Source organism: Vibrio neptunius (assembly GCF_000967495.1).
In the GTDB taxonomy this organism is placed as follows: Bacteria; Pseudomonadota; Gammaproteobacteria; order Enterobacterales; family Vibrionaceae; genus Vibrio; species Vibrio neptunius.
The window spans coordinates 1-24,785 of sequence record NZ_JXXU01000021.1 but is presented as its reverse complement, the minus strand read 5'-3'; the positions used below and the strand labels follow the sequence as shown (position 1 = coordinate 24,785).

The 24,785-nt window shown below is 45.9% G+C and carries 24 protein-coding genes; 11 read left to right on the top strand and 13 right to left on the bottom strand.

The window, feature by feature from the left end; translation table 11 throughout:
• The first annotated feature begins 13 nt into the window (after positions 1-13).
• The 4 genes from TW84_RS08010 (at position 14) to TW84_RS07995 (ending at position 2,251) form a co-directional block, all read left to right on the top strand.
• Positions 14-529, top strand: a complete 516-nt coding sequence (locus TW84_RS08010; RefSeq protein WP_084720202.1) for a GNAT family N-acetyltransferase — start codon at positions 14-16, stop codon at positions 527-529.
• Entirely contained in the window at positions 529-1,044 is a 516-nt protein-coding gene (locus tag TW84_RS08005) for a GNAT family N-acetyltransferase (protein WP_045975138.1), read from the top strand. Before TW84_RS08010 ends, TW84_RS08005 begins: the two co-directional genes overlap by 1 nt.
• 17 nt (positions 1,045-1,061) lie before the next feature.
• Complete coding sequence (locus TW84_RS08000; protein ID WP_045975137.1) at positions 1,062-1,511, top strand: GNAT family N-acetyltransferase; 450 nt, start codon at positions 1,062-1,064, stop codon at positions 1,509-1,511.
• Positions 1,512-1,621: 110 nt separating this feature from the next.
• Complete coding sequence (locus TW84_RS07995; protein WP_045975136.1) at positions 1,622-2,251, top strand: LysE family translocator; 630 nt, start codon at positions 1,622-1,624, stop codon at positions 2,249-2,251.
• A 201-nt stretch (positions 2,252-2,452) separates the two neighbouring features.
• On the opposite strand, the gene TW84_RS07990 is transcribed toward TW84_RS07995, so the two are convergent.
• Together TW84_RS07990 and TW84_RS07985 are read right to left on the bottom strand one after the other, a co-directional pair.
• Positions 2,453-2,974, bottom strand: coding sequence for a hypothetical protein (locus TW84_RS07990; RefSeq protein WP_045975135.1), 522 nt, complete (start codon positions 2,972-2,974; stop codon positions 2,453-2,455).
• 191 nt (positions 2,975-3,165) lie between these two features.
• A complete protein-coding gene (locus TW84_RS07985; protein WP_045975134.1) occupies positions 3,166-4,275 on the bottom strand; it encodes a M20/M25/M40 family metallo-hydrolase in 1,110 nt (369 codons plus the stop codon).
• Between the two features lie 481 nt (positions 4,276-4,756).
• On the opposite strand from TW84_RS07985, the gene hppD reads away from it, so the two are divergent.
• From hppD to maiA, 4 genes are read left to right on the top strand one after another with little or no spacing between them, the layout of a single operon-like run.
• Complete coding sequence (gene hppD, locus TW84_RS07980; RefSeq protein ID WP_045975133.1) at positions 4,757-5,830, top strand: 4-hydroxyphenylpyruvate dioxygenase; 1,074 nt, start codon at positions 4,757-4,759, stop codon at positions 5,828-5,830.
• A complete protein-coding gene (locus tag TW84_RS07975) occupies positions 5,823-6,962 on the top strand; it encodes a homogentisate 1,2-dioxygenase (RefSeq protein ID WP_045975132.1) in 1,140 nt (379 codons plus the stop codon). The genes hppD and TW84_RS07975 overlap by 8 nt, the downstream gene beginning before the upstream one ends.
• 12 nt (positions 6,963-6,974) lie before the next feature.
• Complete coding sequence (locus TW84_RS07970) at positions 6,975-7,985, top strand: fumarylacetoacetate hydrolase family protein (protein WP_045975131.1); 1,011 nt, start codon at positions 6,975-6,977, stop codon at positions 7,983-7,985.
• Positions 7,985-8,638 carry a maleylacetoacetate isomerase gene (maiA, locus tag TW84_RS07965; protein ID WP_045975130.1) on the top strand — a complete coding sequence of 218 codons (654 nt, stop codon included), beginning with the start codon at positions 7,985-7,987 and terminating at the stop codon, positions 8,636-8,638. The genes TW84_RS07970 and maiA overlap by 1 nt, the downstream gene beginning before the upstream one ends.
• Positions 8,639-8,716: 78 nt before the next feature.
• Here maiA and TW84_RS07960 read toward each other — a convergent pair whose 3' ends face one another.
• The 5 genes from TW84_RS07960 to TW84_RS07940 form a co-directional block, all read right to left on the bottom strand.
• Positions 8,717-8,896, bottom strand: a complete 180-nt coding sequence (locus tag TW84_RS07960; RefSeq protein WP_045975129.1) for a hypothetical protein — start codon at positions 8,894-8,896, stop codon at positions 8,717-8,719.
• Positions 8,897-9,066: 170 nt separating this feature from the next.
• A complete protein-coding gene (locus TW84_RS07955; protein ID WP_045975128.1) occupies positions 9,067-10,101 on the bottom strand; it encodes a J domain-containing protein in 1,035 nt (344 codons plus the stop codon).
• A 110-nt stretch (positions 10,102-10,211) separates the two neighbouring features.
• On the bottom strand, positions 10,212-10,880 hold the full coding sequence (locus TW84_RS07950) for a YiaD family glycine zipper/OmpA-like lipoprotein (RefSeq protein ID WP_045975127.1): 669 nt from the start codon (positions 10,878-10,880) through the stop codon (positions 10,212-10,214).
• A 191-nt stretch (positions 10,881-11,071) separates the two neighbouring features.
• On the bottom strand, positions 11,072-11,755 hold the full coding sequence (locus TW84_RS07945; protein WP_045975126.1) for a DUF2786 domain-containing protein: 684 nt from the start codon (positions 11,753-11,755) through the stop codon (positions 11,072-11,074).
• Positions 11,756-11,926: 171 nt separating this feature from the next.
• Positions 11,927-12,610: a DUF3334 family protein gene (locus TW84_RS07940; RefSeq protein WP_045975125.1), complete on the bottom strand. Its 684-nt coding sequence runs from the start codon at positions 12,608-12,610 to the stop codon at positions 11,927-11,929.
• Between the two features lie 217 nt (positions 12,611-12,827).
• Here TW84_RS07940 and ydiJ point away from each other — a divergent pair, with 217 nt between their 5' ends.
• Positions 12,828-15,860 carry a D-2-hydroxyglutarate dehydrogenase YdiJ gene (ydiJ, locus tag TW84_RS07935; RefSeq protein WP_045975124.1) on the top strand — a complete coding sequence of 1,011 codons (3,033 nt, stop codon included), beginning with the start codon at positions 12,828-12,830 and terminating at the stop codon, positions 15,858-15,860.
• 67 nt (positions 15,861-15,927) lie between these two features.
• Positions 15,928-16,389: a methyltransferase family protein gene (locus TW84_RS07930; RefSeq protein WP_045975123.1), complete on the top strand. Its 462-nt coding sequence runs from the start codon at positions 15,928-15,930 to the stop codon at positions 16,387-16,389.
• A 49-nt stretch (positions 16,390-16,438) separates the two neighbouring features.
• On the opposite strand, the gene TW84_RS07925 is transcribed toward TW84_RS07930, so the two are convergent.
• From TW84_RS07925 to hutC, 6 genes are all read right to left on the bottom strand, one after another.
• Positions 16,439-17,164 (bottom strand): DUF3581 domain-containing protein, encoded by a 726-nt coding sequence (locus TW84_RS07925; RefSeq protein WP_045975122.1) that lies wholly within the window; start codon positions 17,162-17,164, stop codon positions 16,439-16,441.
• 137 nt (positions 17,165-17,301) lie between these two features.
• On the bottom strand, positions 17,302-18,834 hold the full coding sequence (gene hutH, locus TW84_RS07920) for a histidine ammonia-lyase (protein WP_045975121.1): 1,533 nt from the start codon (positions 18,832-18,834) through the stop codon (positions 17,302-17,304).
• A 26-nt stretch (positions 18,835-18,860) separates the two neighbouring features.
• On the bottom strand, positions 18,861-20,558 hold the full coding sequence (gene hutU, locus TW84_RS07915; protein WP_045975120.1) for a urocanate hydratase: 1,698 nt from the start codon (positions 20,556-20,558) through the stop codon (positions 18,861-18,863).
• A 95-nt stretch (positions 20,559-20,653) separates the two neighbouring features.
• A complete protein-coding gene (hutG, locus tag TW84_RS07910; protein WP_045975119.1) occupies positions 20,654-21,652 on the bottom strand; it encodes a formimidoylglutamase in 999 nt (332 codons plus the stop codon).
• Entirely contained in the window at positions 21,645-22,883 is a 1,239-nt protein-coding gene (hutI, locus tag TW84_RS07905) for an imidazolonepropionase (protein WP_045975118.1), read from the bottom strand. Before hutI ends, hutG begins: the two co-directional genes overlap by 8 nt.
• 107 nt (positions 22,884-22,990) lie before the next feature.
• On the bottom strand, positions 22,991-23,704 hold the full coding sequence (hutC, locus tag TW84_RS07900) for a histidine utilization repressor (RefSeq protein ID WP_045975117.1): 714 nt from the start codon (positions 23,702-23,704) through the stop codon (positions 22,991-22,993).
• A gap of 187 nt (positions 23,705-23,891) precedes the next feature.
• Here hutC and TW84_RS07895 point away from each other — a divergent pair, with 187 nt between their 5' ends.
• Positions 23,892-24,635, top strand: coding sequence for a sporulation protein (locus TW84_RS07895; protein ID WP_045975116.1), 744 nt, complete (start codon positions 23,892-23,894; stop codon positions 24,633-24,635).
• The last annotated feature ends 150 nt before the right edge of the window (positions 24,636-24,785 follow it).

Genomic DNA, 24,785 nt, shown 5'->3' with positions numbered 1-24,785 from the left:
AAGGGAGGCTCTGGTGGAAGCATATCGTACAAACAGGTTAACCATAAAGCAGTTTAAAGATGGTGACTGCAATGCTCATTTTCTATCAGAAATTCAAGCAACCTTAACAGAAAAGGTTGTTGAGAATTTACCACCGTACTTTCACCAAGTCAGGTCTAATGAATCAGCAGAGAGCTGGTTAAGCAAAATGAATGATGAAAGCGTGCTTTACGTCGTGAGAGCTAATGATGGTGCGTTAGCAGGGTTTGTATTTGTCTATCAAGACAGCGGTAGTGCTCATATCGGCTATTTACTTGCAGAAGAGTACTGGGGGCAAGGGTTGGCTAGTGAGCTGCTTGCTGGGTTTATTGACTCTATTGCGAACAAAAGTAGTTGGAGAGAGATCGTAGCTGGTGTTGATGAGTCAAACATTGCATCGTTGAAGCTTTTAGAAAAGCTTGGCTTTGTAAAACAGTCGATAAATGAACAACGAGTTGTTTTCTATCAATATGGTCTAAAAAATAATTCTCAGAGTGAGGAACAGAATTGATGAAATTAGTCCCCCCTTCATCGCAGTTTAAAGAGGAATTTTCTCGATTCTACCTTGATTTCAAGCGCAATGATCCTGAAAACGCAGACTACTATGCGGAAGGTGTGAATGATATCGAACGCTATGTAAATCGACTTTCCAATGAGTCCTTGGGCATCGATTTAAAACCGGGTTATGTCCCCTGTAGCCATTTCTGGTTGATTGATGAAAATCAGAATATTAGTGGAGCCATTCGTATTCGTCATCATATTGAAAATGAATTTCTTTCTTCTGAAGCTGGCCATATCGGGTATGACATCGCCCCTAACTTCCGAGGCCAAGGTAACGGTAAGATGATGCTCAAGTTAGCCTTGGCGGAAGTTCGTAAACTGGGGATATCTAAAGCACTTGTGACTGCAGATGATGATAACTGGCCATCCCGGAAAGTGATTGAAGCGAATGGCGGTCAATTAGAAAACATTATTACGGGTAAAGTGTTTCCCAACCTTTTAGCAAGATATTGGATTCAGTTGTAGAGAGCGAGTAGTCGGTCATGAAGTACAAGAAGATAGCGCCTGAATATGTGCCATTACCACTATTACTCGAAGCGGACCCAAGCGAAGAAAACATTCAGTCTTATCTGAGAAAATCTCAATGTTTTGTTGCCGAGGATGATGAGGGAAAGTTTATTGGTGTCATGGTTGTGTTACCGCATAGCCAATCACTGGTGGAGTTAATGAACGCTTCAGTTTTGCCGACCTGCCACGGGAGAGGAATAGGTAGCCACTTGCTAGCGTTTGCTCTAAGAGAACTTAAGTCTTCAGGTGTAAAACGTGTTGAGCTAGGAACGGGATGTTTTGGCTATCAACTCAAGTTTTATCAACGCCTCGGTTTCCGTGTGGATGCGGTATTGAAAGATCATTTTCTCACCCACTACTCAGAGCCGATTTTTGAAGATGGCATCCAACACAAGGATATGTTGCGACTCTATCTAGAGCTCTAATATGCCTGGAAATTTATGATTAGATCATAACGTCCCATTGCTTGAGCCTTTGTTATTAAAGGAGTAGGATAGCGCGATCATATTATGCAATCAATTGAAAGGAAGGAATCTTGGAATATATACTGGTGATGGCGCATGTTGCCGTCATTTGGACGCTTGCGGTGATCACTCCCGGTGCCAATGTTTTACTGACTATCAATACCTCTTTACAATACGAGCGTAAGTTGGCGATGTTTTCTGCATTAGGGGTCAGTGTTGCCGTGATGCTCTGGGGGCTTATGGGTGGCTTAGGGTTGGTGCTACTGCTGGCTCATTTTCCACAACTGTTTTCAGCGTTAAAAGTTATCGGTGGGCTGTATCTGCTTTACTTGGGTTTTGGCCAGATATATAAGTCATTGCAACGTAAGCGTGGTAGTCGAGCCTTGGATAGTGATTCCGCCATTGCCCCCTCCGAGAAAAAGGTGTTCTTTTCCGCCTTCTTAACCAGTATTCTGAACCCTAAGACAGGTTTCTTTGTCGTAAGTCTGTTTTCGGTATCTATGCCACAAGCTTTAACGCTTCCGATGATGGTAGTTATCATGCTGACCATGTCATTGATCACATTAGTTTGGCATCTATTTTTAGCCGTTGCTTTTTCTCATCGCTCTGCGAAATCTATATATCAGAGAATATCAGTCGTCATGGACTGTTTAACTGGAGGCCTATTTACTTTTCTTGGTGTTAAGATTATGGCGTCATAATTTAGATACAGCGTTCGATAATATGCTTAAATTACGATGTTTCTATATTCGGTTAGATAGTCGAGATTTTAAATGTATTTTTATTAACGATAAGCTGAACGTTATCAAGTAAAACGATTGCGATATGAATTGGCGGTTATTTAAAGAGCTTATAGGTGATGAAATATACTCATATAAGCTCATCGATGAAATTAAAGCTATCTAGATAAATGTCCCTATTTTTAGTAATTCTTCTAAGTCCTCAATATTGATTTTTAACACGTGTTCTTGACCTAACACATCGAGTTTGACGAACATCACATCCTGTACGCTTAAACTTTCAAACAACGCGGCATCTCTCTCTTTACTCAATCTTGTCAGGGTTGGTCTGATGTAGTGTCTATTTGTTGTAAGATCATAGAGGTTTGGGTCTTCGCTAAAGCGAATTTGAATCTTGCCTGATATCGGTCGAGTAACGTAGTGGCTCTTGTTGAGGTTGATGGCATAGACACGAACTAAATCTGAGTTTTCACTTTTTTGGAATACCAAACATTTATCTGATTTAACATCTTTTAAAATTAGCCTAAATGTTTTGTTGTTTGGTGAAAATACGTCGTAGCTTTCTGATAAGTAGTTGCTCCCAGAATGATAAATTTGTTCTGAGGTTCCGTTTTGCGATGTATCGGCAAGTAATAATGGTGAAAACGTACAAAGCAGGATGAGTAATGCGGTTTTTATAGACATTAATAGCAATTTTATTGTTATTGAGACGGTTCATTTTAACCATCTATACTTTTCTATCAATATTATTAACTATAAATAACTAAAAAAATAATACTAGATTTGACGATTAGATATAAATTATCACTTTTTGATTATTTTTCGAACAAAAAATAGAGTGGGGCCAGGAATATAAACTGGCTCCAAATTGGACATTATTGATGAGTTAGATAATGTTTAACAAATTGTGTTATTTTTACCATGTCATCAATAGCAATATATTCTTCAGTAGTATGAACTTTTGCCATGCCCGTTGAGACGTTAACCGTTGTTAGCCCCTTCGCGTTAAAGTTATTGGCATCGCTGCCGCCACCTGTGCCTTTGGTGTAAGGTAATGCGCCAATGGCTTCGAATGATAGTTTGATGGACTCAATATGCGGGTGATCATCTGCAATGACAAAAGCGTTGTATGCGCGGGTAGATTCAATCTCCACGTTGGCTCCGTATCGTTGACATGTGTGCTCTAATGTTTCGATCATATGAGACACTTGTTGGGCCAATTTTTCATCCTTTAGAGAGCGAGCTTCTGCAACGACTTTGAGTTCTGGCATTACGATATTTGTGGCATTCCCGCCTTCGACAATGCCAATGTTTGCTGTGGTCTCGCTGTCAATACGAAGTAACTTCATTTTGCTGATGGCATCAGCGGCAACCTGAATTGCACTAATCCCTTGTTCAGGCGCTAGGCCAGCGTGCGCTGGTTTCCCCTTAATTTTTGCGACGATCTTTTGTTGCCCTGGTGCAGCATTGACTATGGTGCCGATAGGGCCACCTGTATCGAGAACGATCGCATTGCGTGATGTGATGAATGACATGTCAAAGTGCTGTGAACCAAAGAGGCCCCCTTCTTCATGGACAGTAAAAGCGATCTCAATGGTTTTATGTTCGACGCCAGAAGATTGAATACAGCGAATAGCCTCAAAGATCGCTGCAATGCCGGACTTGTCGTCACCGCCAAGAATAGTATCGCCTTTGGAACGAATGATACCGCTTTCAATGACAGGTTCAATATCAACCCCTGGAGTGACGGTGTCCATATGACTACTTAGAACAATACTACCATCAAGGCTGCCTTCAAGTCTGGCGTAGATATTGAAGCCATTGGAAACCTCTGTGGGCACAGGCAACTTGTGTACTGTGAATCCGATAGTAGCAAGCTGCTCAGCGAGTAGTTCAGCTATTTGTTTCTCGTTACATGATTCACTGTTCACCTTTATCAACTGAAAGAAATGCGCTATCAGGCGTTCGCGGTTTATATCACTCATTGTTGTTTAGCCTTTCCGGAAATTGTGGCATTCACCATATCCTTGCCTGTAGATTTTCGTCTCTGAGTTAAATCAACAAATGAGGGAGTAGGAAGCGAAATTTCCAGACACTAAAAGTGATATTTGGGCGCTTTATACTTGTTTGGTTTATCTACTCATTTTGCAGATAAATCCGAGATTTACGACTAGGCAGTCTGTTTAGTTTCACTGATCTAGTTGCTAGAGCGTTGTGCATGTAAACGGAGCATATCGGTAATCAGATTCATTGGTTTACAGATTGAATGTAAATTAAATGTTACTATTTTATTATTTAATCTTTTTTAAATCAGTGGTTTATGGTGTTGTTTTTTATCTGTTACGCTTTGTTTACAAAATGTTTGAGAAGGGCCTCTAGAACGATTTGACGCGTATTTATTCCCTTCGTCATCAAGTTAGTTCAAGTTAATAACAAAGGACGTAACCAATCACTGAGGGAAGAACAATGACTCAAACACACAACCCACTTGGAACTGATGGATTTGAATTTGTCGAGTATACCGCTGCGACAGATGAAGGGATCGGGCAATTGAAGGCGTTGTTTGTTTCTCTGGGATTTGCGGAGATAGCCAAGCACCGTTCTAAAGAGGCGTGGCTCTACCGCCAGGGAGATATTAGCTTCATCATTAATGCTCAACCGCATAGTCAGGCTGAGGAGTTTGCCAAAATTCACGGACCTTCGGTTTGTGGAATGGCATTTCGTGTTAAAGATGCTGGTATTGCAATGGCGCATGCGGTTGCAAACGGGGCAGAAGAGTATAAAACCGAAGTCGGACCAATGGAATTGAGTATTCCTGGGGTGTACGGCATCGGTCAAAGTCTATTGTATTTCGTGGACCGTTATGGAAAACAGAGCATCTATGATGTTGATTTCAATTTTTATCACGATGCTGAAGCTCGTTTGAAAGAAGCGGACGTAGGCATGTATGAAATTGACCACCTGACGCATAACGTTAAACAGGGCAACATGGATACATGGGCTGGTTTCTATGAACGTATCGGTAATTTCCGAGAGATCCGCTACTTTGATATTGAAGGAAAGCTAACAGGGTTGGTTAGCCGAGCAATGACAGCGCCATGTGGTAAGATTCGCATCCCAATCAATGAGTCTTCAGACGATAAATCACAAATTGAAGAGTTCATCCGTGAATACAACGGTGAAGGTATCCAACATATTGCGATGACAACGGATGACATCTATCAAACAGTACAAACACTGCGTGACCGTGGTATGGACTTTATGCCAACGCCGGACACCTACTACGAAAAAATCGATTCGAGAGTAGAAGGCCACACGGAAGATGTTGAGAAATTAAAAGATCTGCAGATCTTGATCGATGGTGCGCCGATGAAGGATGGCATTTTGCTGCAAATCTTTACCCAAACGGTCATTGGTCCGGTTTTCTTTGAAATTATTCAGCGCAAAGGTAACGAAGGCTTTGGTGAAGGTAACTTCAAAGCCCTGTTTGAATCGATTGAAGAAGATCAGATTCGTCGAGGAGTATTGAGCGATGCATAAATGGATTACATTCCCTCACCGGGAGGGAGTGTGCTCCAAGCAGGCACACGCCGACTTTCCGGAAGAGGCAATTTATGAGCGTGAAGCAGGCCGAAGTGGATTCTTCGGTCCAGCAGCTCACTTCCACCACCAACATGCACCAACAGGTTGGACAGAATGGGAAGGGGAGTTAAGACCTCGCGCATTTAACTTTAATCTGGTTGAGAAAGCTGCTCAGGCCTCACCATGGGCGGTGCCCAATCTCTTGCATAATAATGACTGTAAAATTCGTATCTGGCGTATGGATGACAAGATGGATTTTCTTGTACGAAACGCGGATGGGGATGAACTGCTGTTTATCCATCAGGGTAAAGCGGATCTGTATTGTGACTATGGTCATCTAGAGGTTGGCGAAGGGGATTATGTCATGATTCCTCGCTCAACGAATTGGCGTCTAGAGCCTTCTGAGCCAATGTTCATTCTAATGGTCGAAAATACCGATGCCGTGTATTCATTGCCTGAAAAAGGCATGGTTGGCAATCATGCGGTGTTTGATCCGGCGGTGTTGGAAATTCCTTCAATTGATGACCATTTCAAAGCTCAGTACTCGGAAAATCAAACTCAAGTGCAAGTAAAAAGGCACGAGCAAGTGAGTGTGATCACTTATCCGTTTAATCCACTCGATGCTATCGGATGGCACGGCGACTTATCGGTTGTGAAGCTGAATTGGCGAGATATTCGTCCATTGATGTCGCATCGTTATCACTTACCGCCTTCAGCACATACCACTTTCGTAGGGGCTGGTTTTGTCGTTTGTACCTTCGTACCAAGACCGATTGAAAGTGATCCAGGTGCGCTTAAGGTGCCGTTCTATCATAACAACGATGACTACGATGAAGTGCTTTTCTATCACGCGGGCGATTTTTTCAGCAGGGATAACATTGAAGCTGGCATGGTCACTTTCCATCCAGCAGGTTTTACTCATGGCCCTCACCCGAAAGCCTTTAAAGCGGGCCAGCAATACAAGAAGAAGTTTACCGATGAAGTTGCTGTGATGATCGATACCCGGCACGCTTTATACTTTAGCGATGAAGCTCACGCGGTAGAAAATCCAGAATATGTTTACAGTTGGAAATCACATCCAGAAGAATAAAAGGGAACAATAATGAAGTTAGCGACCCTGAAAAATGATACGCGAGACGGCCAATTGGTAGTGGTCAGCAAAGATTTGACTAAATGCACAGCGGTACCAGACATTGCGACTACCTTGCAGTCGGCACTCGACCAATGGTCTAAAGTAGAACCTCAACTCGCTGAGGTCTATCAAGCCTTGAATGAAGGTCAACTGGTGACCGAAATACCTTTTGAACAAAGCCAATGTGAATCTCCATTGCCGCGCGCTTATCAGTGGGCTGATGGCAGCGCTTACGTTAATCACGTTGAACTGGTTCGCAAAGCACGTGGTGCAGAAATGCCCGCCAGTTTTTGGACCGATCCTCTTATGTATCAAGGCGGATCGGATGCGTTTATCGGACCTCAAGACAATATTCCTTTGGGCAGTGAAGAATGGGGTATTGATTTTGAAGGGGAAGTCGCAGTGATTACCGACGATGTCCCTATGGGCGTGACTTCAGAAGAAGCAGCGAGTTCGATTCGCTTATTGATGTTGGTGAATGATGTCTCACTGCGTGGTTTGATTCCGAATGAGTTGGCAAAAGGCTTTGGCTTCTTCCAGTCAAAACCTTCCTCGGTATTTTCTCCAGTAGCCGTAACACCTGACGAATTAGGTGACGCATGGGATGGCGGTAAAGTCACTCTGCCTCTATTGTCGTACTACAATGAACAAGCATTTGGTTGTCCGAATGCTGGTGTGGATATGACGTTTGAGTTTCCTGAGTTGGTCGCGCATGCTGCCAAAACTCGCCCATTGTCGGCGGGTGCTATCGTAGGCTCGGGTACGGTCTCAAACAAGCAAGGCACGGAATACGGCACATCTATTGCCGAAGGTGGCGTGGGTTACTCGTGCATTGCCGAAGTCCGTATGATTGAAACGATTCGAGATGGTAAGCCTTCAACTAGCTTTATGAAGTTTGGTGACCGCATCAAGATCGAAATGAAGGACAAGTTTGGGGCATCTATTTTTGGCTCGATTAATCAGAAAGTGGTGAAATACTGATGTCGGAAATGACCTTGTATGGATATTGGCGATCATCTGCCGCTTATAGGGTGAGAATTGCGCTCAATTTAAAACAGTTGCCTTATGAGCAACGGTCTATCCACCTGGTCAACAATGGCGGGGAGCAACACTCCGTCCAATTTCAATCTCTCAACGCAAGCGAGCTGGTACCTGTACTCATAGATGGAGCTGTGAGGCTGAATCAATCACTGGCTATCATAGACTATCTAGATGAGCAGTATCCAAGCTACCTTTTAACGCCTTTAGAAACACAGAGTCGCTTTTTAGTTAAAGCTTTGGCGCAGGACATCGCAGTAGACATACATCCAATCAACAACTTACGTGTCTTACAGTACTTGAGTAACGAGTTGTCAGTCGACGAGGCGCAAAAATCGCAGTGGTATCGCCATTGGATTGATGTTGGGTTTCATAGTTTAGAGAAAAAACTGTCTGAGACACATGGTGCGTATTGTGTGGGAGATGAAATAAGTTTGGTCGACGTTTGTTTGGTCCCTCAAGTATACAATGCCGAGCGATTCAGTGTCGATTTGGACCGTTACCCTATCATTCGAAAGGTGACGGCGTCACTTTGTCGGCATCCCGCTTTCATTGCCGCAGCACCCGAAAACCAGCCTGATGCCGTAGCAAGTTAACTTTCTCCACTGTTAAAACAACAAAGCCACCGTCAAACGGTGGCTGTTTCTTCTCATCGAGAAAGCGAATTGCGACGGCTAAGGTTGAGAGCTGCGCTCACGTTGCTGACTCTCTGCGATATTGAATTGGCGAACGTCCAGCTTGGCTAGGTCGTTACACTCTATGCAAGAGTGGTGGCAGAGGCCATCAATATACTCATGTTTGGTAACTAGGCTAGGTTTTTTGCACCAGTCGCAAGTACCTTCGATAGTAAACATAGATTTCTCCTCACCTTGTTTTACCAGGTGTTATTCTCGGCGCAGATTATGACATATATGCGGAATCCAAGTTAACTATTTGTTACGTGAACTGGGAGGGGGATCGATTGCGCAATTGAGCTAAAATGGGACCTGTGAGCGACTTATACGTCTCGCACCTAAATTTGTAACTATTTATTAACACAGCTAAGAATGATTTTCAACGCGCTATTAAGTCGTTTCATTTCCTCGTCACTACCTTTTAAATCCGGATGATAAATCTTACACAACTGCTTATATCTGACTTTGATTTCTTTCTCAGTTGGAATTGCCTCGACTTTAAATCCAAACAAAGCGCACGCCAGTGAGAGTTTTTGTTCAGCAGCAGGGGGCTCAGAACGTCGTTTCGGCGTGTTATGACCTTGCGATGACTGCAGTTTTTTAAACTGCCTGTACAAGGTTTCTAACTGTTTCTTCTGTTGTTTTAAGCGGTTGTTTTGGTCCTTTATTTGCGTCTCTAGTTTTCGTTTTTCGGAGGATAAGTCATTGTGCGAAAGTGTTGATTGTGTTTTTAGTTTGCGCACCTTTCGGCCTAGCGAGATCGTTATTACAACAAGTACTGCTGAAAGCCCAAGCAAAGAATAGATGATGTTATAACTGCGCTGGTTAGCACTGGATTTGCTCTTGGCGACTGGGCTGAGTTGAATACTTGAATCATCAAAAGCGACTTGCAGTTGGTCAATTGAGGAAACCAGCTTTGCTCTTCGAGCATTGAATTTTTTTTCTAACACTCTGGCGTAGGCTTGCTCGGCGTCTTCACTTTGTGGTGAAGCGGTGCGATACCAGATCTCTGCCAAGCTCAATGTGTCTGGTGAGTGGGCCATGCTTTCATACACTTTGCCTAGATTTAACTGTGCATCTACGTTGCCTGCCACGGCGAGTTGTGTCAGCCAATATGTTGCTTCGTGAGCGTTGTTGTTGTCTGGTTGAAGATAGAGAGAAGCCAACCGGGCGATGGCTTGATTACTACCATTATTAGCCGCCTGCTCAAACCAGTAGATTGCGTCGTCAAGTGAAGGTTGGCCTCCCTCTCCGTTGAGGTATTGGTTGGCGAGTTGGAGTTGCGCTTCTATGTCATTACTCTGAGCTTTACTGGTTAAGGCTTCAACGGAGTCTGCCAACGTGATTGGGGAAAGCAGTAACAATAAAAGGCTGATAAATTTCAAGATGTTCCCAATCCACTAAAACTGACGTACCTAGCTTATAGTGTAATGTATTTATCTGACAAATAAAAAATGGCTTCCCAAGAAGCCATTTTTTATTGAGAATTCACCGATTATTTGAGCGGTAGAATTTTAATCTCTACTCTTCGATTGCAAGCACGCCCTTGCGAACTGCTATTGGTGCATAGCGGGAAACGTTCGCCGTTGCCGCGCGCGATCGCTCGTCCTGCTGCCACGCCTTGTGATAGCAGATAGGTACGAACGGATTCGGCTCTGCGCTCCGACAATAACTGATTTGTTGTCTCACTGCCTGTACTGTCTGTATGTCCTTCAATGACTAAGCTGGTATCAGGATACTCAACTAGAATCTTAGCGACACCTTGCAAAGTGTTGTGAATACTAGGGTCTAAACGGTGCGAGCTTGTTTGGAATCCGATGCCATTTTCCATACGCAGCAGTAGCTGGTTGTCACCGACTCGTTCTACCTGAACGCCTGAGTTGAGTAATTCTTTTCTTAGTGCTGCTTCTTGCTGATCAAAGTAATAACCGACACCGCCGCCAACAGCAGCTCCGCCAGCGGCACCGATTAAGGCGTGTTGACGACGTTCAGTGGCGTTGTCGCCTGTTGCCAATCCAACGGCAGCTCCAGCTAAAGCACCTAGCAGAGCGCCTTTGGTCGCTGAGTTAGTTTCTGATTCACCTGTAGTTGCATTCTCTCGCTGTGTTGCTTTACAGCCAGTTAACGCAATTGCCACCGCTAGCGCCAAAGTCATTTTTTTCACGAAAACATCTCCATGTATCCATTATTTTCATTTTCCGCCGAAGACAAAATTGACTCGGGGAGTGAGCGGAAGTAGAAATAACCCTTTAATGTTATTTATGTCAATTTGGGAGGTATTTTTTGACTGAATATTAACGCTGGCTGAACCTTAATGGTGGTTATTCAGCCAGATTAAGTGCTAGAAGGGCAGGATTAGCGAAGCATTTTAGGTGCCTGTGCACCATCAATTGGGCGACTTACGGAGACTGAACGACCCTTTTTCAGGCCCACTTCATAGTCTTCCGTCAGGTTTTTCATCGCCTCTTGGAGCTGTTTCTTGAACGTCTCACGATCAATATTCTTAAACTCTTTGTCTATGTAGTCGTCGATTTTCTTGTTTGAATCGTCATCTGGGCTAATGATAGGCAGCTTTTCTAATGCCCCTTCGACCCAGCCAGAAACAAACGAGTTGACGCGTCGAGAAACTTCATTTGTTGCGGTGCCTGTACCAGCAAAGCTGTTACGGAATTTTCCTGTTTGCTCATTGAGTTCACGATAAATGATGTCGAATGCGAAGGCGGCGAAAATGGCGCGATCGGCTTCACCTATAAACTCAGCGCGTTTTAACCCTTTGTGGTTTGTCAGCACGGCCTCAACGCCAAACCTTGTGTTAATACCACGAATAATACGCAGCAGCGTAGAGCTGACGTTGGATGGCAGCAGGTGCGTCGATTTGGTTTTCCCCATCTTGATGAACTCAATATCATCTTTATCTAAGCCGTATTTGAGCATAAGACGATGCGCCATTTTGATCGCATTCGCCGCTTCATTAACGTTGGCTGAGTTACCAAGTTCAAGACACTTAGCTATTTTTTTGAGGGCTTTTTGTTTATCCATCGACAACAGAAAATCTCACTGACTTAAATGAAGTCGACCATTTTAACGTTTCTGACACTAAAACGAAACTCCTAGCTGATGTGATAGCTAGGTTTGTTTTGAACTGTGTGCAAGCCATCGGGGAAAAGCCGCATAAGTACAGCGGCTTCGCCGATTTACATGCTCACAATATTAGATACCAAGCTCATCTAATAAGTCACTGCCGTTAGGATCTGCTTCTTCTTTCGGCGCTTCTTTTTTCGATGAGAGTTTTTTCTGAGCTTGTTCAAGGATAGAATCTGGGCTTTCGTCTTCTTGCGTTTCGAATTCCTCAAGCTGAATAAACTCAGTTTTGTCCATCGCGAGTTCAAGGTAGAAAATATTGCCTTGCTCCGTCGAGAACGTGACTCGACGCGCTTGCGGACGGTCTAAGTTGGTATCGACTGATAAGATAACCTGTTTGTTTAAGGTGAGCATTTTAGGTTGGTTTTGGGTGATATTGGTCTGAAGATCTTTTCTCACTTGGTTAGTAAAGTCACCGACCAATTGGTTCATCAGCTCGCCCAGAACATCACCCACTTCGTCTGAAGTGTGCAGGACCGCTAATTCTTCTTCTGGCATGCCCATGTTACGCATATAGTTCGTATAAACTTCTAAAGCGGCTTTTGATGTGAAGTTGATAACAACTAATCCAGAAAAACCACCATCAAACAATACAAAGCAACCGAAGTCAGGTTTCAGGCTGGTTTTAGTGATTTTTTGCACCATGGCGGAATAGTTGATATCTGAGCTCGTTGCGGAAGTCAGTACACTAGACACTGACTGACAGAGTTTTAATAGAATGTCTTCTGTGGTGATAATTTTATTTTTTTTCATTGATGATTCGCTCATAAAAAGGCACTTACTAATTTCGCTACTAATTTCACTACTAATTACTAAGTGTGGGTAAGAATTGCGATTTGTGCCATTCTGACACTGTATTTCTGTTTTATTCACTCTTTCAAATGTTGTAAAGTGACGAAAATCAAAAAAATACTACTCATTATATTGAACCCAATGCTGATAGGATCAGCGCAGTAGGGGCAGGAAGCAAATGTTACCAAGATTACACTCTCAATCTGATGTGGACCCCGTCGTACTGACTTTTCTGGAAGCGCTCCGTCAATCGGGGTTTACCGGAGATATTGAAAGCCAATATTCCAGCCGTCTGGCTGTCGCGACTGATAACAGTGTTTATCAACAGCTCCCTCAGTCGGTTGTCCACCCTAAGTCTACTCAAGACGTCGCTCTTATCGGTAAGCTTAGTACCCAATCTCAATATGAACGTATTACCTTCTCTCCACGCGGTGGGGGGACGGGTACTAATGGCCAATCATTGACTAAGGGTATCGTGGTTGATCTGTCTCGCCACATGAATAAGGTGCTGGAGATTAATGAAAAGGAAGGCTGGGTAAGAGTGCAGACTGGCGTGGTGAAGGACAAGCTTAACGACATCATCAGACCTTACGGCTATTTTTTCTCTCCTGACCTTTCGACCAGTAACCGCGCAACGCTAGGAGGTATGATCAACACTGATGCCTCCGGACAAGGCTCTTTGAAGTACGGCAAAACGTCTGATCATGTGTTGTCTTTACAAGCTGTTTTTGCCGATGGTTCAGTGCTTGAGTCCGATATGTCTCAGGGGCGCCCTGAGGAAGGGGAGTACGCTTTCCGAGCCTTGCAGGTCACAGAGCAGGTGTGCCGCGATAAACGCGAACAGATAAACAATAAGTTTCCGCCACTGAACCGTTTCTTGACCGGTTATGATTTGAAGAATGCTATCGATGAAGAGACGCAGAACTTTGATTTAACCAGAGTCTTATGCGGCGCAGAGGGCTCGTTGGCGTTTATTACAGAGGCTAAGCTTGGCCTTACGCCAATTCCGAAAGCTCGCACGCTTGTTAACGTGAAATACAACAGTTTTGATTCAGCGTTGCGCAGTGCGCCATTTATGGTTGAAGCCAATGCGCTCTCTGTGGAAACCATTGACTCAAAAGTGCTTAACCTCGCCAAACAAGACATTGTCTGGCATACCGTGAGCGATTTGCTGACCGATGTCCCGGGCATGGACATGCAGGGCATCAATATGGTGGAGTACGCCGGTCAAGATGTCGATGAGGTTGCGCAGCAGGTCGAAGCCCTGTCGAAGCGTCTAGATGCCATGATGGAGAGCAATGAAGCTGGCATTATTGGTTACCAAATTTGTACTGATGTTGCTAGCATCGGTCGCATTTATAATATGCGTAAAAAAGCAGTAGGTTTATTGGGTGCAGCGAAAGGAAGAGCTAAACCTGTGGCATTCGCAGAAGACACCTGTGTACCGCCTGAAAACCTTGCTGACTTCATCGTCGAGTTCAGAGAGTTACTGGATTCCAAATCTCTCAGTTACGGTATGTTTGGCCACGTTGACGCTGGCGTCCTTCATGTGCGACCAGCGTTAGATTTGTGCGACCCCAAGCAAGAAGCCTTGATGCATGAAGTGTCTGACGAAGTGGTTAAGCTTGTTGCCAAGTACGGTGGATTGATGTGGGGTGAACATGGCAAAGGTTATCGCTCTGAATATGGTCCAGAATTCTTTGGTGAAGAGCTTTTTACCGAGTTGAGACGAGTCAAAGCAGCATTTGATCCGAACAATAAGATGAACCCGGGGAAAATTTGTACGCCGCTAGACAGCGACGCGCAATTGGTTAAGGTCACGGACACGAAACGAGGTTACTTTGACCGTCAGATAGACGTTCAGGTGCGGGACAGCTTTAAACAGGCGATGGAATGCAACGGTAACGGTCTTTGCTTTAACTACGATACGTCGTCTCCAATGTGCCCTTCGATGAAAGTAACCGCCGATCGTCGCCACTCACCCAAAGGTCGTGCTGGCTTGGTTCGTGAGTGGCTTCGCCAACTGACGGAGCAGGGGGTTGATATCCTCGATTTAGAGAAGCAGGCATTAGAAGAAACATCATCGATCAAGTCGATGCTGGACAGAGTGCGTAATTCTTTAAATAAACGCCATGAGTATGACTTTTCCCATGAGGTCTACGAAGCAATGAGTGGCTGCCTAGCCTGTAAAGCTTGCGCTAGTCAATGCCCGATTAAGGTTGATGTACCGAGCTTCCGTTCCAGATTCCTCAATATTTACTATTCTCGCTATCAGCGTCCTGCTAAAGATTATCTGGTCGCGAATATAGAATCTGTCCTACCTGTGATGGCGAAGGTGCCGAAGTTAGTCAATGGCGTTCTGAGTCAAAAGTGGGTGCAAAGTCTCACCGCTTCTGCAGTAGGTTACACTGATGCACCCCTTATGTCAGTGCCAACGTTAAAGTCACGATTGCAGCACCAGCGACCTTTTGATCTGCAATATCTGGCGGCGTTGTCAAATGAAGATAAAGCCAACCATGTAGTGATCGTACAGGACCCATTTACCAGCTACTATGACGCTGAAGTGGTGGAAGACTTTGCCAAGCTATTGACTAAGCTTGGTAAAATACCAGTTTTGTTGCCTTTTAAACCTAACGGTAAGGCCCAACACGTTAAAGGCTTCTTACAGCGGTTTGCCAAAAGCGCCCAAAGCACGGCGATGTTCTTACAACAAGTGGCCGATTTGGATATTGCTATGGTGGGTGTCGATCCAGCGTTAGTCTTGTGTTATCGCGATGAATACAACGAAGTACTTGGCGATAAACGTGGTGATTTTGAAGTGCTGACAGTCCATGAATGGCTGCAACCTAGACTGCATGAGTTTGAGGTTACTGAGGCGAGGTCACAACAATCTTGGTATTTGCTGGCTCATTGTACAGAGAAAACCAAAATGCCCAACGCAGAGAAAGAGTGGGGAGCTATATTCGCACACTTTGGCTCTCGCCTGAATGCGGTGCCTGTAGGCTGTTGTGGCATGGCAGGGACCTTTGGCCACGAAGTCGACAAATTGCAGATGTCGAGAGACATTTATGGATTAAGTTGGAAACCTCAGTTAGAGCAACTGCCGAAAGAACGATGCTTAATGACAGGGTACTCCTGTCGCAGTCAGGTTAAGCGTTTTGAGGATGTCAAAGCGAAGCACCCCTTACAAGCGCTACTGCAAATGGTATAAATAAACCTAGCCCAGCTTTGAAAGCTGGGCTACTTTTTTAGAAACGTCAGTAAGACTATTGAAGACTGTGGAAAAACTAGAAAGAAAAATCCCCCCTGTTGCTCTATTTATCCTTCTTGGTGTGGTGATGAACCATGTTGGCCATGAGTTCCGTACTTTCTCGCTAGGCTTACCGGCACCTTGGTTTGTTTTATTCGCCTGTTTTATGATTGCCGTTGTTGTTGGTTTGGCTGGGGTTTACGAATTTCGCAAAGCGAATACGACGGTGAACCCTCTCAGGGTAAAGGATGCGGCTCAAGTGGTGGATACGGGCGTGTTTGCTTACTCAAGAAACCCCATGTACCTAGGGTTGTTCTTACTATTGTTCGGGCTTGCTTATTGGCTGCAAAACGTGTTGTGCGTCGCGCTTGCTTTTGGGTTTGTCTTTTACATGAATCGTTTTCAGATTCGTCCGGAAGAGCGCGCGCTGGAAGAACTTTTTGGCGCGGCTTATTTGGACTACAAACAGCGAGTCCGTCGTTGGATATAAAATAACCCCGCTCATTGGAGCGGGGTTAGGTTCAAAAATCTTGGTTGCGTTATGCTGCTTTGGTGAACTGTGCTAGAAAGGCTTCTTTGCGCTCATTGAAGCGTGTGACTAAACCGTCGATATCTTCTTGATTGTAAGGTTTTAAACCACTCGCAACCATGCGTTTAACGCCTTTACCGACCGTCTCTTCGCCTTCTTTGAAATCAAAGTTTAATGTCACGACTCCACGTTTGCCTTCAACATCAAACGTGGCACCTGCGAATTCTACTTCTGGGTGTGAGAGGTTTAAGCGAGTGAATTCCACTTCCATGCTCTCATAAATCACCAGAGGACGTTGGCAGTTGATCATCATCTGCTGCTCGTCCATCAGTGGAACCATGATGTGTGGAAAGTTCATGCCCGAGAATTGGACATAATTGGTGACTACATGCTCAATGAACGCAGCGTCACGATTCACTTCACCTTCACGCGTCATGTGCAGGTACTCTTTACCGTTTTCATCGACAACCGCGGCTTGTTTCTCACACTTGTTTTCGATGTGAAGTGCTACGCCTTCGCTGACCATGCCAGAGAAATCAAAACGCATTTTCTGGCTGACGCCTTCTTTTTGCAGTAAAACAGCGAAAAGCAGGTCACCCGGAACACAGAAGCGCTTATTGTCTTCATCGTGAATTGGGTTGAAGTCGCCAGCGACCATTTTTGCAAAATGGCTTGCTTGTTGACGAGTGAACTGGAACTGCTTGTCGTTGTTAGAAAAATATGGTTTCAAAAACATAATTTACGGTAAATAGCCAAAACAGAGGGGGATTATATATGACGAATTATGTTGAATGGTCCATCCAGTGGTTTTATTACTGAATACTGACACTAAAATGCACAAAGGGCTCCGATTGGGAGCCCTCATATAGACGCTTAGAAGCTAGGTAGAATCGCGTCTGGCATCAGAGAATTGTGTACGGCGAGTTTAAGCAAACTGTTTGCTTGTTCGATATCCGGCGCAAAATAGCGGTCTTTATCATAAAACGGGACCTTTTCGCGCAAAATATGTTTCGCTTGTTCGACTCTGGCCGATGATTTGTTTGGAGCACGGAAGTCTAACCCCTGAGCGGCGGCAAGATATTCGACCGCAAGAATGCCGCGAGTGTTTTCCGCCATGTCACGTAGACGTCGGCCTGCAAACGTGGCCATAGAAACATGATCTTCTTGGTTTGCCGATGTGGGTAAGCTGTCTACAGAGGCGGGGTGAGCGAGAGTTTTGTTCTCACTAGCTAGGGCCGCCGACGTGACCTGAGCAATCATAAAGCCTGAGTTAACTCCGCCGTTGTCAACAAGGAAGGGCGGTAGCTTGCTGAGTGCGCTGTCGATCAACAGTGCCATACGACGCTCAGACAGACTACCAATCTCAGCGATAGCTAAAGCGAGGTTATCTGCAGCCATAGCGACAGGCTCAGCATGGAAGTTACCACCGGAGATAATGTCACCATCTTCAGCAAAAACCAACGGGTTGTCAGAGACAGAGTTGGCTTCCACTTCCAGAGTCTCAGCCGCATTGCGGATTTGTTGTAAACACGCGCCCATCACTTGAGGCTGGCAACGCAGAGAGTAAGGATCCTGAACTTTCTCACAACCAGTATGCGAGTCGCCGATTTCACTATCGGCATCCAATACATGGCGATAGGCCAGTGCGGCATCCATCTGGCCTCGATGACCGCGCACGCGATGGATACGAGGGTCAAACGGACGACGGCTGCCAAGTGCTGCCTCTACCGACATTGCGCCACAGGTCGTTGCAGAAGCAAATAGGTCTTCAGCAGCAAATAAGCCCTCAAGCGCAAAAGCGGTTGATGCCTGAGTGCCATTGAGCAGTGCGAGGCCTTCTTTAGGTGCCAGTGTAATTGGCTCCAGACCCGCGATTTTCATCGCTTCTAGACCGGAGATGATCTTACCATTATGACGTGCCTGACCTTCACCGAGTAATACGGTACTCATGTGCGCTAATGGAGCAAGGTCACCAGAAGCACCGACTGAACCTTTTTGAGGTACACACGGATAAACTTGAGAGTTCACGAGATCGATCAGTGCCTGAATGACGCGAAGGCGAATACCTGAAAAGCCGCGAGCTAGGCTGTTGATCTTGAGCACCATCATCAGGCGAACCGTTTCATCTGACATAAACTCACCGATGCCAGCCGCGTGCGACAATACGATACTCTTTTGCAACGTCTCAAGATCTTCTGGTGCAATTCGAGTATTCGCCAGCAGACCAAAGCCCGTGTTGATGCCGTAAACGGTGCGATCTTCGGCAATCACTTGCTCAACTACCTTGGTGCTTTCATCAATAGCAGCAATGGCTTCTGGATCCAAGGTTAATCTTGCAGGAGAACGGCTCACCTGACGGAGTTCTTTTAAGCTAATATTTCCCGGCTTTAGCATTAAATTTAACATTTTGTCTTTCCTTTCCTCGGGTATGCTTACTTAAGCTTCTTCAGTGCTTCGTTGAGCATAGGTAGATCGAGCCCTTGTTCTGCTGCGCACTGCTTGGCAATGTCATAGCCAGCATCTGCATGACGCATCACGCCGGTGCCTGGATCGTTGTGAAGCACGCGTGCGATTCGCTCGGAGGCATCATCGCTGCCGTCACAACAAATTACCATGCCTGAGTGTTGAGAGAAGCCCATTCCGACACCGCCACCGTGGTGAAGTGATACCCAAGTAGCACCGCCTGCTGTATTCAGCAGAGCATTTAATAGAGGCCAATCCGATACGGCATCAGAGCCATCCATCATGCCTTCAGTCTCTCGGTTCGGGCTGGCGACTGAACCAGAGTCTAAGTGGTCGCGGCCGATAACAACGGGGGCTTTAAGCTCGCCATTTTTAACCATTTCATTGAACGCTTGGCCGAGACGTTGACGATCCTTCAATCCAACCCAACAAATACGAGCAGGTAGACCTTGGAACTGAATACGTTCACGAGCCATGTCTAGCCAGTTGTGTAAGTGTGGGTTGTCTGGGATCAACTCTTTGACTTTCTGATCGGTTTTGTAGATGTCTTCTGGGTCACCAGATAGCGCTGCCCAGCGGAATGGACCAATACCTTCACAGAAAAGTGGACGAATGTAAGCGGGAACGAAACCCGGGAAGTCAAACGCATTCTCCACGCCTTCTTCTAGGGCCATTTGGCGGATGTTGTTGCCATAGTCCAGAGTAGCTGCGCCGCGTTCTTGCAGCTCAAGCATGGCTTTTACCTGAATCGCCATTGACTCTTTAGCCGCTTTAACAACGGCTGCTTCATCTTGCTTACGCAGATCTGAGGCGTGTTTCATCGACCAGCCAATAGGAAGATAACCGTTGAGTGGGTCGTGCGCTGAAGTTTGGTCTGTCACAACATCCGGTGTGATGTTACGTTCGACCAACTCAGGGAAGACATCTGCGGCATTGGCAAGTAGCCCGACGGAAACAGGTTCTTCAGATTCGTAAATGATTGCCAGTGCTTCGTCCAAGCTGGTAGCCTTTTTGTCGACGTAGCCTGTGCGCAGACGGTAATCAATACGAGACTCGTCACACTCAACCGCGATCATGGAGAAACCTGCCATGGTCGCAGCGAGAGGCTGAGCCCCGCCCATACCGCCAAGACCACCTGTCAGAATCCAACGCCCTTTGGCTTTGCCATCAAAGTGCTTCTTGGCTACAGAAACAAAGGTTTCGTATGTGCCTTGAACGATGCCCTGTGAACCGATGTAAATCCAGCTGCCAGCAGTCATCTGGCCGTACATCATCAGACCCTCTTTATCGAGCTGATTGAAGTGCTCCCAGTTGGCCCAATGGGGGACCAAATTAGAGTTAGCAATAAGAACACGTGGTGCATTTTTGTGCGTTGGAAAAACACCAACCGGCTTACCTGACTGAACCAGTAATGTTTGGTCGTCTTCTAGGCGCTCTAACACTTCAACAATCTTGTCGAAGCATTCCCAGTTTCGCGCTGCACGGCCAATACCACCGTACACCACCAGAGAGTGAGGATGCTCAGCAACGTCTGGATCCAGGTTGTTCATTAACATGCGAAGCGGCGCTTCCGTCAGCCAAGATTTTGCTCTCAGATCCGTGCCGTGTGGTGCGCGAATCGTGCGGGTGGTATCGAGACGCATATCTTCTACTTGGCGTTCCGTCATGGTAAGACTCCTTGTGTTTCACGTTTTCAGGTTGAAAGCGGCCAGCACGAGAGCTAGGCCCTCATGCAATGTGGTCGCTTTCCTTTCTGTTTTTTCTATTTTTCGGAAAAGGCGTTGGCAATATCCCAGCAAAGCCTCGCAGCTAACCTTGCCGTTTGACTATCGACGTCATAGGTTGGGTTATACTCGGCGATGTCGGCAATCACCAATTTTTGTTTATAGTGTAAAATTCGGTCTAAAAAGAGTGCCAGCGTATCCATACTGACGCCACGGGCGGCGGGAGCGCTGACGCCCGGAGCTGTCGCTGCGGGGAAGACATCCAGATCTATGGTCAGATAGATGTAATCGCAATTATCGATGAAATGCTGCAACTGGGTTAGATGATAGATGTGGTTTAGATGAGAGAGATCTTTATCTTCGACAAACCACACATTCAGCTGTTTGGCTTTTTCAAACAAGGCTCGTGTATTGCTGGCCTTGCTTACCCCCAAACAAGCATAATGGAATGGCCATTGATGCTTTTGGCAGTAATCATAAATTTGGTTAAATGGTGTACCAGAGCTGGGTTTGACATCGGCGTTATTGCTTTCAAAGGCACGCAAATCGAAATGAGCATCAAAATTGATGATGCCGATCTTAGGAGGCTTCGATGGGTTTAAGTACTCCAAGTAGCGAGCCAACCCTTGGAAAGAAGCCCAAGCGACCTCATGGCCTCCACCAAGGGTAATGACCGGAGTAGAACGCAGTGCCTCAGCGATAACATCAGCGCACTCTGACTGGTATTGCTCCAGCAAATCATCTTCACAGACGACATTACCCAAATCAATTAAGGCACTTTCTTTGTGCCATGCCATGTTGGCTAGGGCGCGTCTGATCAAGTCGGGTGCTTTCTTAGCTCCAATTCGGCCCTTATTTCGCGCTACACCTGCATCACAGGCAAAACCCAAAACGCTGACCGCGTTTCGATAAGGCTCAAGATCCTCAACTTGAAGTTGCTTGATGGCGTGGTGGACCCGTTTACCCAAGGCACCATCCTCGGCGTCATGTCGGCCTTGCCAGTGAAAATCCTGGTTAGTCGTCGGTAGGTTAGACATGTTCTAGCTCTCCGTTTACTATTCGGGCCGACAAGCGTGACAACCCTTGCTGATAGCTGAAATCAGCTGGGTGGCTGACGTCCCAAATCGCAAGGTCAGCATCAAAGCCTGGCTGAATCTGCCCTCGGCTATCCCCATAGCCTAGCGCTTGAGCAGCATGGCAAGTGACGCCACGCAAGGTCTCCTCTGGCGTTAGCCCAAAAAGTGTACAGCCCATATTCATCATCATAGTCAAATCTGAGAAAGGCGAGGTACCTGGATTAAGATCCGTTGCAATAGCTATTGGAATATTGTGTTGACGAAGTAGCTCAATGGGCGGCATCTGGGTTTCTCGTAAGAAGTAAAATGCCCCGGGTAGCAGAGTGGCAACCGTTGCTGATTCAGCGAGTGCTTTGACGCCATCTTGGTCGAGATACTCGATATGATCCGCTGACAAACCTTGATAGCGAGCGGTTAGTGCTGTGCCACCTAAGTTAGACAGTTGCTCAGTGTGGCCTTTTACATCGAGACCGTATTGCTTCGCTGCGGCAAACACCTTTTCCGTTTGGGCCAAGTTGAAGCCAATCGATTCGCAGAATACATCGACGCTGGTGGCCAGCTTTTCCTCTGCGACAAGAGGAATGATTTCTTCGCACACAAGCTTGATGTAGTCATCGGCTTTCCCGGCATACTCTGGCGGCAATGCGTGCGCCGCGAGCAAAGTGGTCGTGACTCTAATCTTACGGTGATCTTCTAGTGCTTTTGCGGCGCGAAGCATTTTGATCTCGTCTTTTAAAGTTAGACCGTAGCCAGATTTTACTTCGACAGATGTTACGCCGCTTCGAATCAAGCCGTCCAATCGTGGTAAGGCGAGATTAATCAGCGCTTCCTCGCTTGCAGCTCGTGTCGCTCGAACCGTAGACAGAATCCCGCCACCTTGTTTGGCTATCTCTGGGTATGGCACGCCATTGAGACGCATTTCAAACTCATTGGCGCGGTTGCCGGCATACACTAGGTGAGTGTGGCAATCGACAAAGCCGGGTGTGACCAGCTGGTTTTTACAATCATATGAATTTAGGCAAGACAGCTTGGTCGCGCCGATATGCGCAATCTTTCCGTCCCTAATCAAAAGGTGACTTGGCTCAGAAACGGAATACCCTTGCGATCCAGCGACCATAGAAACCAGTCTTGCATTGGTGAGCAACAACTCTCGGCGGTTGGTTTGTAAGGATGAAGAAGCGCTTCCAAGCATGTAATAACGTCCATAAGTTCAAATGTATATACAAATAATTGTTCAGGTATGACAATTGATCAAGGAACTTGTTGCAAAAATGTGATCAGCAAAAAGTATCGGATTCGCTAACTTAGTAATACCTTGGAGCTCAATTTGTATCGAGTCCCGGGGTGATAGAGCAGGGCAGAGCTCACCAGCTTGTCCTGACTCCAAGTTCTCCTGTTGAGCAGTAGGCAAGGTTCATTAACCCCAAGTCTCAAAGCGGTACGCACCTCGTCGTCTGCCACTATGGCTTCGACTGTATGTTCAATGGCGCTCAGTGGGCAGCTTTCAGAGAGGTACTGGTTTGGAGTGATCTGACTAAAGTCCTGTTCCAGGTAAGCAGGCGCGTAAGCGCTATTGACCCAGCGCAGCTCATATTGAATAGGGGAGTTGTCTTCAAAATGAATGATTTCACTATAGAAAATCGGGCTGTTCAACATCACTCCCAACTTGGTAGCCACGGTTGCATCGGCACGCATCGACGCTTGCTTGACCACCTTACTTGAGTAGACCTTGCCGCGTAATTTCACTTCTTCAGCAATATTCTGAATATCCAGTAATGGCGATTCCGCTTTGTCATCGGGAGCGCAAACAAACGTCCCTACTCTAGGTCGCCTTTGCAGCCTACCTTCGGCGACTAAATCGCGTATTGCCTTATTGACGGTCATCCGGCTCACCTTAAATTGTTCGGTCAGCTCCAGTTCTGTCGATATACGCTGCCCAACAGGCCAATGTCCGCAATCGATGTTGTCAGTAATGTATTGCTTAATTTGAAGATATAATGGTGATTGACTCATAACGCTTTAACAATTGGCTTATTTGACTATACAAATAGTGATTCATCTGTCATGGAATTGCAACTCTGGTGATGGATTGAGCAGTCGAAACGATAGTTGACACATTATTCAGAGAAATATCTTGCGACGCGCTAATACCCCATGTTAATCAGAAACAATAACGACATAGAAAGTAAAAGGAAACCTTATGTTTAGTAAGTTGAAAGCGTCACTGGGAATTGGTGCTGCGAAAGTAGATACCGTTCTGGAGAGTATGTCTGTGTTTCAGGGAGACACTCTTAAGGGCGTTGTTCATATTCAAGGGGGCGATGTCGAGCAGCAAATTGATGCGATTAATCTCAAGCTTTGTACTGAGGTGAAAGTGGAGAGTGACAACGGTGTAAGCTATCAGAACTTCACCATTGGTCGTCTTCAGGCGGTCCAGCCGTTTATCATTCAACCTCAAGAAAATAAACAGGTTCCGTTTGAATTAAAGTTAGATGATGAAACGCCAATTACGGCACTCACTGCAACAAAGAATCAGTGCCATGTTTGGGTGGAAACATCGCTGGATATTGATTTCGCAATTGACCCCAAAGATCGGGATTTCGTCGAAGTAAAAGCACTGCCAGTCGCTTCCAAAGTGATCTCCGCCATAGAACAAGCGGGTTTCAATATGGTCAAGGCTGATGTGGAGAAAGGGCATTTGCGAGGCAGCAACTTCTCATCTAAATCGGGTTGCTATCAGGAGATAGAATTCCGCAACAGTGGTTTCATCAACAAGAAAGAAATAGAGTTGTCTTTTATATTGGATGGCAGCGTTATGCATTGTCTGGCGGAAGTCGACCGTTCACTGAGCATGCGTGGTGATCAGTACGTCTCTTTCTCTCTAAGCCTTAATGCCAGTGACGCGGAGATTAGCTCTGCGGTGAGCCGAGTACTTTCGATCTGAGTGTAAGGTTCACAAAAGCCAAGAATTTGGTCGAAAAAGTGTCACGCTTGCTCAATTAGTGGCAAGCGTGCATGTAGCAGTCAAACCGCCGTGCGTGATAGTGCTTGGGAACTTGGTGAAATCGGGACTGCCCCAGGGCGGGATCGCACT